General features: G+C 41.7%; 10 protein-coding genes. 6 read left to right on the top strand and 4 right to left on the bottom strand.

Annotated elements, in window-relative coordinates; all coding sequences use genetic code 11:
- Window positions 1-19 precede the first annotated feature (19 nt).
- Together AAEU28_RS04705 and AAEU28_RS04710 are read right to left on the bottom strand one after the other, a co-directional pair.
- On the bottom strand, window positions 20-889 hold the full coding sequence (locus AAEU28_RS04705) for an MBL fold metallo-hydrolase (protein ID WP_421963480.1): 870 nt from the start codon (window positions 887-889) through the stop codon (window positions 20-22).
- A gap of 419 nt (window positions 890-1,308) precedes the next feature.
- Window positions 1,309-2,709 carry a PhoH family protein gene (locus tag AAEU28_RS04710; protein WP_421963165.1) on the bottom strand — a complete coding sequence of 467 codons (1,401 nt, stop codon included), beginning with the start codon at window positions 2,707-2,709 and terminating at the stop codon, window positions 1,309-1,311.
- 349 nt (window positions 2,710-3,058) lie between these two features.
- Here AAEU28_RS04710 and rapA point away from each other — a divergent pair, with 349 nt between their 5' ends.
- Together rapA and AAEU28_RS04720 are read left to right on the top strand one after the other, a co-directional pair.
- Window positions 3,059-5,953 carry an RNA polymerase-associated protein RapA gene (gene rapA / locus AAEU28_RS04715; RefSeq protein WP_421963166.1) on the top strand — a complete coding sequence of 965 codons (2,895 nt, stop codon included), beginning with the start codon at window positions 3,059-3,061 and terminating at the stop codon, window positions 5,951-5,953.
- Window positions 5,954-6,194: 241 nt separating this feature from the next.
- Window positions 6,195-6,815, top strand: a complete 621-nt coding sequence (locus AAEU28_RS04720; RefSeq protein WP_421963167.1) for a hypothetical protein — start codon at window positions 6,195-6,197, stop codon at window positions 6,813-6,815.
- A gap of 25 nt (window positions 6,816-6,840) precedes the next feature.
- Here the strand turns inward: AAEU28_RS04720 and AAEU28_RS04725 are convergent, their stop codons facing one another.
- Complete coding sequence (locus AAEU28_RS04725) at window positions 6,841-8,067, bottom strand: response regulator (protein ID WP_421963168.1); 1,227 nt, start codon at window positions 8,065-8,067, stop codon at window positions 6,841-6,843.
- A gap of 224 nt (window positions 8,068-8,291) precedes the next feature.
- On the opposite strand from AAEU28_RS04725, the gene AAEU28_RS04730 reads away from it, so the two are divergent.
- From AAEU28_RS04730 to lepB, 4 genes are all read left to right on the top strand, one after another.
- The gene (locus tag AAEU28_RS04730) at window positions 8,292-9,206 is read left to right on the top strand and encodes a DMT family transporter (protein ID WP_421963169.1); all 915 of its coding nucleotides are present in this window, start codon (window positions 8,292-8,294) and stop codon (window positions 9,204-9,206) included.
- 181 nt (window positions 9,207-9,387) lie between these two features.
- A complete protein-coding gene (locus tag AAEU28_RS04735) occupies window positions 9,388-11,256 on the top strand; it encodes a methyl-accepting chemotaxis protein (RefSeq protein ID WP_421963170.1) in 1,869 nt (622 codons plus the stop codon).
- A 125-nt stretch (window positions 11,257-11,381) separates the two neighbouring features.
- Window positions 11,382-12,035: a bifunctional tRNA pseudouridine(32) synthase/23S rRNA pseudouridine(746) synthase RluA gene (gene rluA / locus AAEU28_RS04740; RefSeq protein WP_421963171.1), complete on the top strand. Its 654-nt coding sequence runs from the start codon at window positions 11,382-11,384 to the stop codon at window positions 12,033-12,035.
- Between the two features lie 103 nt (window positions 12,036-12,138).
- Window positions 12,139-12,804: a signal peptidase I gene (gene lepB, locus AAEU28_RS04745; protein WP_421963172.1), complete on the top strand. Its 666-nt coding sequence runs from the start codon at window positions 12,139-12,141 to the stop codon at window positions 12,802-12,804.
- 41 nt (window positions 12,805-12,845) lie between these two features.
- Here lepB and AAEU28_RS04750 read toward each other — a convergent pair whose 3' ends face one another.
- On the bottom strand, window positions 12,846-14,156 hold the full coding sequence (locus AAEU28_RS04750) for a M20 metallopeptidase family protein (RefSeq protein WP_421963173.1): 1,311 nt from the start codon (window positions 14,154-14,156) through the stop codon (window positions 12,846-12,848).
- Window positions 14,157-14,243 lie beyond the last annotated feature (87 nt).

Below are 14,243 nucleotides of genomic sequence, written 5' to 3' on the forward strand. Positions count from 1 at the left end.
AAATAACAACAAATAGCAATTAATGTTTATGATTTGGCGCACTCAAGCTTCTATAAAACAAAGTGGTCACTCGCTCCTCTGGTAACCAGTTTGAATAAGTTAAATTCAACACTGACAGCGGCTTTTCAGCAAGTACTTCTTCAAGCGATTTCCCGCCGCTCATCGTTGATACCATGGCGCTTTTAGCTTTTAACAATAATGCGCGATACGCTTCAAGTGCCTGTTTGTCAGTGACAGGGCCGTGACCTGGGATAACTTTAGTATCGTTATTTATTCTTGATAAGGTTTGCTCTACCGCCTTTATCACGCCATCAAGAGAACCACCACTGTCGACATCAACAAAAGGTAAACTACCTAAATTAAAGAAAATATCTCCCATGTGTATTGCATTGGCATTTTTGTAAAAAATGACCGAATCGCCATCTGTGTGAGCATGGGCGTAATGCCAAAGCTGCGCGTGTTCATTGTTAAAATGAAGTGTCATATCTTGGCTGAAGCTTAAAACAGGCAAATATTTAGACCCTTCACCATGCTTTTCTTTCAAGCGGTCATACACATTATGATGCGCTATGACATGACTCCCTGCTTTGGCAAAGTTCTCATTTCCACCAGTGTGATCGCCATGATGATGTGTATTAATCACAAACTCAGGCGCGCCAGGTTTTAACTGACTAATTTGTTTTTTTATGTCATCACTGAGCTTTGCAAATTGGTCGTCTACTAAGTAAATACCATCATCTCCGGTGCTAATGGCAATGTTACCACCTCGTCCATAAAGCACATGTAGGTTCTCAGACAATGCCTCTAGCTTAAATTTGACGTTTGCGATGCTTGTAAACGACGCGCTGAGTAAAGACGCCCCGATTAATATCGATAATGTTTTCATGATGACTCTCAGTTTTCGTTATTATTAACTGCTTATATACCCAAACTTCCTCAAGATGCATGATTCAGAGCGCTGCCTTCTGTTCTAGTTCAAGGAAAAGGACGCAGCGTAATGACGAGTCCTTTCCAAGTTCTTTGACGATGAAATAGGACTGAAAGCACGCTCCCTTGGGCGAGTTTGATTGGCTTTCATACTGCGTTATCAATTTTCGATTTAGAACCACTAGACCTTCAAATCGATGCCTTGTCTGACAGCCAATCAATTCTCGCTGAACCTCGTATCTTGAGGTTGTTTGGGTATACTCAAACAGCCTGTATCAAAATATAGCTACGAAATAAAAACATAAAAGGATTGATTAAACTCAATCATAAAAAATGCCCACCGAGGTGAGCATTGATTTGAATAGAAAAGATTTAATTTAGCTATAAATTTTCTTCGGCAAATGACGCCAAACGACTTCTCACCACACCATTCAGATTGATGGTGGCGCTACCTTCAAAATGTTTAAACCGTTCAACTAAGTAGGTCAAACCCGAGGTCACTGGGGTTAAATAATTACTGTCTATTTGTGCCAAGTTACCTGTACAAATGAGTTTTGTGCCTTCACCACATCGGGTAATAATGGTTTTCAATTGTGAAGCGGTTAAGTTTTGGCTTTCGTCCAAAATCACCACCGCATTTTGGATACTACGGCCACGCATAAAGTTTACTGACTTAAATTGAATGTTGGCCTTTTCCATAATGTAGTTACGGCTTGAAATCGGGCTTTCATCATTCTTGTGTAGCACTTCAAGGGTATCGGTAATAGCTGCAAGCCAAGGTGCCATTTTCTCTTCTTCTGTGCCGGGAAGAAAACCTATACTCTCTGCGATTTCAGGTGTATTACGAGTGACAATCACCTTGTCATAAACCTTCTTCTCAATCACCATCTCCAACGCACAGGCCAAAGCAAGGAGTGTTTTACCGCAACCGGCTGGGCCTGTCAGAATGACCAGTTCTATTTCTGGGTCTAATAAGGCATCAAGTGCCATACCTTGATAAATATTTTTGGGTGAAACGCCCCAAGCTTGTTGATGCATTAGGCGCTCGACCCCGAGATCTTTTAGGGTAATATGTTTTTCGTCGTATCCTACCACTCGCGCAGCAAAATGGTCGGTTTCATCAACGATGTACTCGTTACTAAAAACATCTTCAATTCGTTCTTTAGGAATATGATGCAAGGTGTAACGTCCTTGCTGCTCTGAGCTACATTCGCCAACACTTTGCCAAAAATCACCTTGAAACTTTTTAAACCCCGAGCTGAGCAGTTTAATATCGTCAATGAGTTGGTCTGTACGATAGTCTTCTACAAATTTCAGTCCGGCTCCTTTTGCTTTAAGGCGCATGTTAATGTCTTTAGTAACCAGCACAACCTTGGTACTTTTATGTTGCTGCTGTAAATGAATGGCACAGTTAATAATTCTGTGGTCATTTTCATTACCCGGTAAACCAGACACATTATCAGGAAATAAATGGTCGTTGATGATCACAAGACGACCACAATTATTTGAGTTGTTCTCACCAGTGGTATTTGGGAGCTTCACCCCCTCTAACATTTGTTCTGGAGAGGCATCTCTTAAAATATCTTCAAGACCGCGTATAGCAACACGTGCATCACGGCTTACATCACGTTTTCTATCCTTTATGTGATCAAGCTCTTCTAACACTGTCATGGGGACAACTACATCGTGTTCTTGGAAAGAGAGGTATGCGAGTGGTTCGTGGAGTAGTACGTTAGTGTCGAGCACGTACATTTTTTTATCGACATCTTGAGCTTTTACCATAGCATCTTCCTATCGTTGCATTGATACCGCGACAGCCATGGCTTTTGATGACGTTGCCATCAAAAACTCATGGCCACACTGTAAGTTTAGCCTATCTGTCATAAAAGTCTGTTTTATGACAGAAATAGATTGTATTTACCTTTAAGGAGTGAATTTTGCTCAAACCAAAACTCAATACACCGATCAATTCCCTTCACTAAATCAGAAGATTTCGACTATCTTAAAAGGCAATGATTTATCTGCGCGCTACTGGATCCTCAAAAGCATAAAATTGCCTGAGAAACAAGATTGAATAGGCCCTTGCTTACGGTTAACATAGCCGCCTTTTTTCTGCTAAGTCGAGACAAACATGAATTTTTCCTTAGGTCAGCGCTGGATCAGTGATACTGAATCAGATTTAGGATTAGGTACCATCGTAGCTTTAGAGGGGCGACAGCTTACGATTTTATTCCCTGCCAGTGGAGAAAACCGCGTTTACTCAGTACAAGAAGCACCGGTTACCCGTGTAATTTTTAATCCTGGTGATGTTATTCGCAGTGTCGAAGAGTGGGAACTAGAGGTAGAAACCGTTGAAGAACAAAATGGCATTCTGAGCTATCACGGTATTCGCCTCGATACAGAAGAAAAAACCACGTTAAAAGAAACGTTTTTAGACCACTTTATTAAGTTTAATAAACCACAAGACCGCTTATTCGCTGGTCAAATTGACAGATTCGACCGTTATACGTTGCGCTATAACACATGGCAGCACCAGTTCACCCGTCAGCAATCGCATTTAAAAGGCCTAATTGGCCAACGTGCCAGCCTTATTCCGCACCAGTTATATATTGCAGATGAAGTGGGCCAGCGTCACGCGCCACGCGTTTTACTTTCAGATGAAGTAGGTTTAGGTAAAACCATCGAAGCGGGCATGATTTTACATCAACAAATTTTAACTGGCCGTGCTAGCCGCGTTTTAATCGTTGTGCCTGAAAACTTACAACATCAATGGCTGGTTGAAATGATGCGTCGCTTCAACTTGTACTTCTCTATCTTCGATGAAGAACGTTGCGACGAAGCTTTTGCCGACTCTCCAAACGTATTTGAGACTGAGCAACTGGTATTGGTGAGTCTTGAGTTCATCACCAAAAAACGCCGCTGGTTTGAACAAGCCACTTTGGCTGATTGGGATCTATTGATCATCGATGAAGCCCACCACTTAACGGTAACTAAAGAAAAGCCAAGCACAGAATACCTGCGTATTGCTGAGCTTAGCCAAGATATTCCGGGCTTAATTCTTCTAACAGCAACGCCAGACCAACTTGGCCACTACAGCCACTTTGCTCGTCTGCAGCTTTTAGACCCAGATCGCTTCTACGATTACGATGCTTTTGTTGAAGAAGAAAGCCATTATAAAGAAGTGGCTGATGCCGCTAATCAGCTGTTACAGCAAGGCGAGTTAGATGAAAAGAATCAGACGACTTTAAAGACCCTGTTAAAAGAAACTGACATCACTGAATTACTAGCCAAAGCGCAAAGTGGTGATGACGCAGCAAAGCAAGAAATCTTGTCGATGCTATTAGATCGCCACGGTACAGGTCGTATTTTATTCCGTAATAGCCGCAGTGGCATTGATGGTTACCCAAGCCGTAAATTACATAGCTACCCGGTTGAGTTACCTAAGCAATACAAAACCGCCATGTCTGTGATGGGTAATATGGGTGGCATTCAAACACCTGAAAAGTCTGCATTACGCGCCTTGTTCCCAGAAAAAATCTTCCAAGAGTTTGAAGGTGCTGGTAGTAGCTGGGCGGGTTTCGACCCGCGAGTTGAGTGGTTAATTGCCAAACTCAAAGAGCTTAAGCACGAAAAGGTGTTGTTGATCTGTGCCGAAGCACAAACAGCTATCAACCTTGAACAAATTTTACGTGAGCGCGAAGCCATTAAATCAGCCGTTTTCCACGAAGGTATGAGCATTGTTGAACGTGACCGTGCAGCCGCTTACTTCGCCGACGAATACGACAGTGCGCAAGTATTACTCTGTTCTGAAATTGGTTCTGAAGGCCGTAACTTCCAATTCTCACATAACATTGTGCTGTTCGATTTACCGCTGAACCCAGACTTACTGGAGCAGCGTATTGGTCGTCTTGACCGTATTGGTCAGAAGTTCGATATCAACATTCATGTGCCTTACTTTGAAAATACCGCGCAAGAAGTGTTATTGCGTTGGTACCATGAAGGCCTAGATGCATTCGAAACCACCAGCACAACAGGTCAGCTTCTTTACAAAGAGTTCAGCGATGACTTATTAGAGTTTATCAGTGAGCATAATTGTGACGAAGAAGAGCTAGACCCACTTTTAGAACAAGCTGCAAAACAAAACGCACAACTACGTAAACAAATGGAACAAGGTCGTGACCGTTTATTGGAGCTTCATTCGAGTGGCCAAGGTAAATCCGATGCATTAGCCGCCGAAATTGAACAACTTGATGACGATGTTGTGCTACCCGCTTACATGATCAATGTGTTTGATATGTTTGGTGTAAACCAAGAAGATAAAGGCGAAAACACCATTATCTTGAAGCCAACAGAGCACATGCTTAACCCGTCTTTCCCGTGTTTGCGCGATGATGGCATTACGGTAACGTTTGACCGTGCAACCTCTCTTTCACAGGAAGATGCGCAATTCATCAGTTGGGATCACCCTATGGTGCAAGGCACCATGGATATGATCTGTGACGATGACTTTGGTTGTGCGTCAGTGGCACTACTGAAAAACAAAAAGCTACCTGCAGGTACCTTCTTTGTTGAGTTAATTTTTGTCGCTGAAGCCTCTGCACCAAAAGCATTGCAAGTCGGTCGCTTCTTACCGCCAACACCTATTCGCGTATTACTTGATAAAGCGGGTAATAACCTAGCTGAAAATGTTGCCTTTGATGCATTCAACAACCAACTCTCAGCGGTTGGCCGCCAAACGGGTAGTAAATTGGCAAATGCGTTACAAGCTGCGATCCACCCACTCATTACTAAAGCGAATGAGTTAGCGGGTGCCGAGTTAGTTGGTCTTAAAGCTTCTGCACAAGAAAAAATGCAAACCTCGTTAAACGAAGAGCAAGGTCGTCTTGTGGCATTAAAAGCCATCAACCCGAATATTCGTGATGAAGAAATTCAGGTCTTCGATAAGCAAAAAGCGCAATTAGATGAGTTTATTGAAAAAGCGCAATTGAAACTTGATGCGATCCGCTTAATTGTGGTGTCTCACTAAGTTCCTGTGAGGTCAGCCAACGGCTGGCCTCCTTTTCCCCTCTATTAAATTTTTTCCAAAACCTACAAACAAATATCAATTGCACTTCCAAAACTCACAACTAGTGGTATTTCCTGAAAGTTGATGATTTCTCATCGTAAGTTTACCCTTTTGCTGTTTACCCTAATCAGATACAGTCTTATTATGTTTTAACAATATTCTCAATCTAATGAGACTGGCAATAAACATCTTGGGATGGAAGATGCTATTTAAAACTAAAAAAGCACGGGCAAATATCATCAAAGTTTTATTTGAATCTGGGTTAATCGTATTCAGTGTACTATTGGCTTTATTTCTGAGTGAAATGCATTCGCAAGTTAAAAAAGACCAAGAAAAAGTTCGTGCCTTGCAACTCATAAAAGCCGAATTAACGACCAATAAAGCATTATTAGAACAGTGGCGACCTTATCATCAACAAGTACTTGCCAATGTTGAATCTGCTATTACCAAGCCACCTGAGTTTCTAGATAGTAGTAAGCAACGAGCATTTATTTTGAGTCAGATGCCAAATGGTTTAGTGCAAGATATGTTAAGAAACTCCGCCTGGGATGCACTCAAGCAATCGGGGATCTCTTCTAATATGCGTATCGAGACTATCTCTGCGTTAAATACCCTGTATCGTTTTCAAACCTTAAGCATAGAAGCAACTTTGACTCGATTAGGGGATATTTTTTACTCCCGAGAGTCTGTCAGAGAGGCCTATTTATTAGAAACACTTTATTTAATGAGAAACCTGCTGCAAGAGCTAACCGCACAAGAAGAGTTTATGATCATCAATTACCAAAATGCCATCAAGGATATAGATAAACTACTCGCTGAGTAGCGCCCTACTCATTAACAAAGCGTCATCAAAATAGCTCTACGTCCATTTGGTAGCCATCTTCATCGTCAATATCTACCTCGGCACCTTGCATAAAGCAGATGTCTTGCTGCGTTGCTGAGATGACGTTTTCTAAATCCCCGACTAAGGATTTCATCTCTTTTAAAATATGCACAAACGTAATATTCACTTCGTTTGAGTTACTCAAGTGCTCAGAGACTTCATCAAATGTATTGGTGATAGAATCAAGGATAAACTCTTCTTGGTCTGGCTCAAGCGCAAGCTTGGGTAATTCAAATTGCATACTCGTGGCGAGGCGTTCGATACTTTCTCCCGCATCTGCTTGATGAACATGTAAGCTCTTGACAAGATCCTGTAATGAATGGCGAATATTGGTGAAAGCAAAATGGGTTTTCTCGCCTTGTTTAAGCAAGAGATCATTGGTTTCCATCAATCTAAGTTTGGCATCGGTGGCACCTAAAACAGTAGGCAAAACATCTTTGAATCGCCCATATTTTTCAGGGCTGTCTAAAGGCATGTTTTTTACAAGTAAGGTTACTTTTGGATAATTGATAATCGTGCGGCAACCAAAATCAATAAACCGCTTATTAGTTCGACAGCTTTCTAGCAATTCTTGCTCTATGGGCGACAGTAAACCTGAGCTGCAATAGGTAAATGCCTTGCCATTAAAATCAAACAGCACTGAGCATTTCAAGTCTAGGCTAGACGTTAGTTCGAGCAACTGTTTTGCCAATGAATCTAACTGGCGAATACCATAGGTCATTTCAACAAAGCGCATCACCAAGCCAAGCTCACTATTGCCAGTCATCACATCCATCGCGGTGTTATGCGCCGTTTTTATTTCTGTTTTTAATGAATCTCGCTCTGTTTTATATTTGGCTGACACCTTCAATTTGGCAATTAATTCAACGGTATCAAAAGGCTTGAGTTGATAATCATCAGCACCGGCCTCGTATCCTAGCATGCGCTCTCTTAAAGTTGTTTTTCCTGACAAAAATACAATTGGAATTTCTTTCGTTGCACTGTCAGACTTCAAGACCTCGCAGCATTCATAGCCATTTTGGCCTGGCATTTCAACATCAAGTAAAATCACATCGGGTTGTTCAGTCTTGGCTAGTTCAAAGCCTTCTGGTCCGTTGTATGCGTGACAAACACTAAATACCCCATCAGCTGCTTTTCTCACCACTTTATGAATAAAGTTATCATCGTCAATGAGGAGTACCTTGATATCCACGTTTTTCACCATTTTGACCTTTATTATTTGAAGTATAGAAATAGAAGTTAAAAAGGCTAAAAAAACACCAATATATTTAATGCTTAAAACGACTTAGTTCAAACATTCAAATCGCCCTGCAAAAGCTCGATAAAACCAGTGACTTTCATCCGCTTTTTCGAATAAAACTAAAATAAGTATGATATAAAGCGTTATTGTCTAGATTAGGACTTTAAAGGAAAACCATGCACTCTTTGCAGCAGTCAGAAAACTCTAATGACGCACCCGTTATTCTCGCACTCGTGACCGCGATGCTATTTTGGGGCGCGAGTTGGATTTCGGGGAAAATCATTGCCGATATGGCCCCAGCAAAGCTCACCGTTTTTTATCGCCTCGCTCTGGCAACCGTTAGTATGCTGCCCATTCTTTTCTTGGTAAAAAGATTAAAACTAGTAAATTTGCGCTTTGCAAGGCCCGCTTTACTGTGGTCTTTACCCGCAGGACTTTTGTTTGCCGGTTATAATCAGTTGTTCTTCTTAGGCTTACATGACGGTTTACCAGGTAAAGGCGGCATGCTGGTTACAACCATAAACCCCATTATGACATTTGTGCTTGCTGCTATTTTTAATCAGCAAAAATTTAGACCTTTGCAGCTCATGGGTATGCTACTAGGCCTTGCGGGTGGCATGATGATGATTGAGGTTTGGCATTTTGATACCGATCAGATTTTTGCATCCGGTAACTTATTCTTTGTGCTTGCAGCACTTTCATGGGCTTTTCTGACTCTTGCCAGCCAACGTGGTACACAGTTTGCCGACTTCATGACATTCAGCGCGCTAATGTACTTATGGGCCAGTATATTGAGTTATATCTTTGCCTTTGATTTAAATCCACTTACCTCAATGACAAACTACCCTGAAGTTTATTGGCAACACATGTTATTTCTGTCTGTGATTGTGGTCAGTATTGCCACGAGTGTGTTTTTCTTGGCAAATCAAAAATTAGGCCCGAGTCGCTCTAGCTCATTTATCTTTGTGGTCCCTGTAACCGCTATGGGATTGTCGGTTTGGTATTTTGGAGAAACCATTCCTTTGAGTGTTGCTATTGGCGGCGCGTTGGCTCTTTCAGCCGTCTATTTAATCAATACCAGCAAACAATAAAACACTTTTGATTTTACTCTGTGAGTTAGGTTGTGTTTTAAGCATTTAAACCCTAGACTTTAGTAGGGTGTAGCATTTAGCTAAGTGAGTGATTACGCTGAGTTATCACTCACAAATCAACAAATACAAATCAAAACTTTAATAATAATAAATGACTGGCCTCAGGCCTTTGGAGTTATGTGTGAAGTTTAAACACAAAATCATCGTCATATCCTCACTGGTCTTACTGCTTGCACTGACTGTGCTGTCTATAAAACAATATTTCTCGCTGAAAAGTAACCTTGAAAAACAAGTTGAACAAAGCGTGACCGAAATTATTCAAGGGATCAGCAACACAGTCACAGCTCAAATGCAAGGCAGTGCGAATTTGGCTAGCCTCACCACTGATTTAGTGGCGCAAACAGGCAGCTTAAACCAAGCGGCCCCTTTACTTAGCCAACAGAAGCTACAACAAGAGTTTATTTTGATAGGCTACGGTGAAGAGCGCACGGGCAAGTATGTTGCCAGCGATCCAAGCTGGAACCCAGGCCCGACTTGGGACCCAAGAAAGCGCCCTTGGTATCAAGATGCTAAAAACGCAGGCAAGTTGATTGTGACGGCGCCTTATGCCGATTCAGTATCAAAAGAAATTCTCGTTTCAATTGGCACACCGGTTAAAAAGTCGGGTCAATTTCACGGTGCTATTTTCTTTGATGTCAGCTTGGCAAAACTGAGTAACATGATTAACTCGTTCAATCTGTTTGACGCCGGTTTCGCCTTTATGGTCAGTAAAGACGGGACTATTATTTCTCACCCTGATAGCAAATTAAATGGTGAAAAAGCCTCAAAGTTCTTAGGGAACACACAATTCAGACAAACCATGCAAAGCATAGAGCTCAATGGTAAAGAGCATATTCTGGTGTTTCAACAAGTTGAAGGATTTGATTGGCTGGTTGGCGTGGCACTGGAAAAAGATAAAGTATTTGCCGCGGTTAATAATTTAACCAGTGACTCAATCACTTTCACTATTTTGTTTGTAATTATTGCTGTTGTGCTGCTTTCTATTGTGATTAACATTCTGCTTAAACCGCTTGAAGACATTAATGACGCCATGGCGAATATTGCGAAAGGCAATGCTGATTTAACTGTGCGCCTGAACACAGACAGCGACCCTGAATTTTCTGAATTAGCAGAAAACTTTAACTTATTCACTGCACGTCTACAGGGGATCATTGAGCAAATTCAAAGCCTAGGTCGTGAAATTCTTGCAGATGCGAAGCAAACGTCAAATGATGCAAACCAATCTCGACAAGAAATCTCTCGTCAGGTGAATGCGTTAGGTGCGCTAGTTGAAGCGACGGCCAGTATGTCTGATACTGAACAGCGTGTTGCTAACACAGCCCAAGAGGCCGCTTCTGCGATTCAAAATACCGATACAGCAGCACAAGACGGTCAAAAAGTTGTATCAGAAACCACCTCTTCAATCGCACAATTGTCTGAACAAATAAGCGATGCTGTTAACGTCGTGAATGAGCTTGAAGTCTCAACAAGTGGTATCGAGCAAATTCTGTCTGTGATCAATGGTATTGCCGAGCAAACGAACCTACTAGCACTCAATGCAGCAATCGAAGCAGCCCGTGCCGGTGAGTCAGGTCGAGGCTTTGCGGTAGTTGCCGATGAAGTAAGAACACTTGCGCAACGCACACAAGAAGCAACAACAGAAATTAAGACAATGATTGATCAACTCCAAGCTGGTGCTATCAGTGCAGTACAAGTTATGAAGCAAAGTCAGCAAGTGGTGCAAACGACGGTAGGTAAAGCCGATGAAACCAAACATGCCCTTGATGCAATACGAGACTCAATTGCACATATTGTTGATTTAAATATGCAAATCGCCAACATGCTGCATGAACAAAGGCAAGTGGTCACAGACGTCAATGACAATGCCTCTGAGATTCGTATTATCTCAGATACTGTACTTTCTCAAGCAGCTAACGTTGACCAAACCATGCAGTCACAGTTTGATAAAATTGCTCATCAAGAAGATATGCTTGAGCAATTTAAAGTCTAGTAAAATGATCGAACGTTAAAATGTTAAGCAGACCCTCTTGGGTCTGTTTTTGTATGTGAAGTTAACTCGCTTATTACCTTTGCCTTAGGGTAGAATAGCGCCCTTGCTAAAAACGAGGTATTACTGTGCTACTTAACTATGCTCCCCCACTAGACCCATATTTAGATATTCTGTATCAAGATGACGATATGTTGGTTATCAATAAGCCTAGTGGGCTGTTAACAGTACCCGGTAAAGACCCGAAACATGCTGATTGTGCAATTGCACGAGTAAACCGTGTTTTCCCTACTGCGCGAATAGTCCATCGTTTAGATATGGCGACTTCTGGCGTGTTGTGTTTAGCTATGCACAAAGAAGCCCATCGTTTTTTAAGCATTCAGTTTCAAGATAGATTAACCAACAAGTACTACATTGCCCGTGTGCATGGCAAATTAGCGCAGCCTTCAGGCTCGGTTGATTTACCCTTGACCTGTGACTGGCCAAATAGACCTAAGCAAATGGTGTGTCATGAAAGTGGTAAGCCATCACTTACCCATTATGAGGTTTTAGCGCATGAGGCGGCGGCAACACGTGTGAAACTCACTCCTATCACGGGTCGTTCACATCAGCTGCGCGTTCATATGCTATCACTGGGTCATGTCATTTTAGGTGACAGGTTATATGCTAAAGATGAAGCACTAGCGGCAGCAAACCGTTTACAGCTGCATGCCGAGATGTTGCAAATTGCGCACCCTCGTACTGAAGAGATGATGACTTTTACCACTGCAGCACCTTTTTAAATTTATTGCTCTTAAAATTATAGAGTAACTTGATCTAAGTTACTTAGGTGGCTAAAAAAGCCACCAGAATATAAAGTGGCGCTTTATATGATAAGGATATAAATTGAAGTACTTATTAGCTTACCCTCTCTTGTTAGCTGCTTTCTTTGCCAGTTTCAGATTATTTAAAATTGCAGATAATTATCTTATGACCTCTGTTTTTCTGATGAGTTATTTCGCAGCAATTCTGCTCGTACTTATTTTGAGTGTATATAAACAAAAAGCTAAAAAACTAATTTCTTTTGGGTCTGCTGGCATATGTGTTTTTCTGTCATTAAGTCTTCTACCGTATACCGGGTATTCTTATTCAGGCACCGACAGTTTATCAAGTTATCCAACCATACAACTGGGCGATACCACAGTATCTCGTCACTTTGATATTAAAATTGAACGTTACCGCTTCGTTGGTCTTCAATCTGACCGCTATGGTGCCTTACAAAAAAGAGTCGTTGCTATACCTGGCGATGAAGTGTTGTTATGCGATGAGCAAGTCATTATTAATAAAACGCTCTACATACCTCCCCATTTGAAGAGTGCAACATCGATATCTACAACGCCATGTTCTTATAAAAAAGAAAAAATAACCTTAAAAGACAACGAGTATTTTGTACTTGGCGATAATATGCAGAACAGTGCAGACTCTCGTATCTTTGGCCCAGTTAAGCGCAGTCAAATTTTTTCATTAAGTCTTTATAAAGTATCACCGCAAGGAAAAGTGACCTATCTCTAGGCAATGTTTAAAGGTAAGTCACATAGAAAAATAATTATTACTTAATTTTGTTTAAAAAGATCAAGGGCGCTGGCCGTCATGGCCCTTACACCCGTATGCACTGCCAGTTCATAATCTGGTGCAAACTTGCTCGAGTGTAATGAAGGTAGAGGCTCACCAGTTTTCATTGCGGCTTGATAGCTGCTTGGCTCAACCCCACCTAACCAAAAAATGGTAATTGGAATATTTTCTTCGGTGCGACCAAATAAACCAAAGTCTTCGCCTGCCATAACAGGCTCAGCTTTGACAACCTGCGAATCACCTAACTCCTGTTTAATGCTCTTTGTCATACGAGTTGCAAGTTCAGGGTTATTATAGGTTGATGGAATAGACTCAGATTCATGTACCAGCACTTCAGGATAAAGCGACTCTTCTAACCCAGCACTTTGCGCAATGCCAGCAGTTAAACGTTTAATTGCCGCAATTTGTTGTTCGCGAACCGCAGGGTCGTATGAGCGTAGAGTTAGCTGTAACTTCACTTCATTTGAAATAATATTGTGCTTTGAACCACCGTGAATTGAACCGACGGTGATAACAGATGGCTTAAGCGGTGAAATTTCTCGGCTGGTTATGGTTTGCAGACCTAAAACAATGCGAGATGCTAATACCACAGGATCGATAGTGGTATGTGGGTAAGCACCATGTCCGCCTTTGCCTTTAACTGAAATATCCACCGAATCCACGTTCGCTAGCGCATAGCCTGGTGCGATTGCCACTTGCCCAGCAGGAAGCGATGCACTGGTATGTAAACCCAACACATAATCAGGTTTTGCAAACTGCTTAAATAACCCCTCTTTGATCATGGCTTTGGCACCGCCCCCGACTTCTTCAGCAGGCTGAGCAACCATCATCAAGGTCCCTTGCCATTGGTCTTTATGCTTTATTAACTGCTCAGCAGAACCGATCATACTGGTCATGTGAATATCGTGAGCACAGCCATGCATAACACCGACTTGGTTATTATGCTTATCTATCACTTTCACTTTTGATGCATATGGTTTACCTGTCTGCTCTACAATAGGAAGACCATCTGTATCAGCACGGATCATCACCGTTGGGCCGTTGCCATTTTTATATAAACCAACTACGCCAAAACCACCCACATTACTTGTCACATCAAAACCAAGCTGATCTAGCTCTTTGGCCAAACGCTTGCCTGTTTGCTCTTCTTGATAGGACAACTCTGGATTCTGGTGCAGGTGTAAATAAAGCTGATTGAGTTTAGGTAAACTTTGTTGAACCGATTTATCTAAATCTAGGGCATGAATATTAGCACTGAGTAATAAGGCTAAGCTGAGAGTCAGTTTTTTCATTTTTTCTTTTTATCTTGTGTAATAAGTGAGCATTAAACTTATCAGTTTCAGTTGCTTTCTGCCAATAGCAACTGATCTATTACTCAC

Origin of the sequence: Pseudoalteromonas sp. SS15 (assembly GCF_049257195.1) — a bacterium.
Taxonomy (GTDB): domain Bacteria; phylum Pseudomonadota; class Gammaproteobacteria; order Enterobacterales; family Alteromonadaceae; genus Pseudoalteromonas.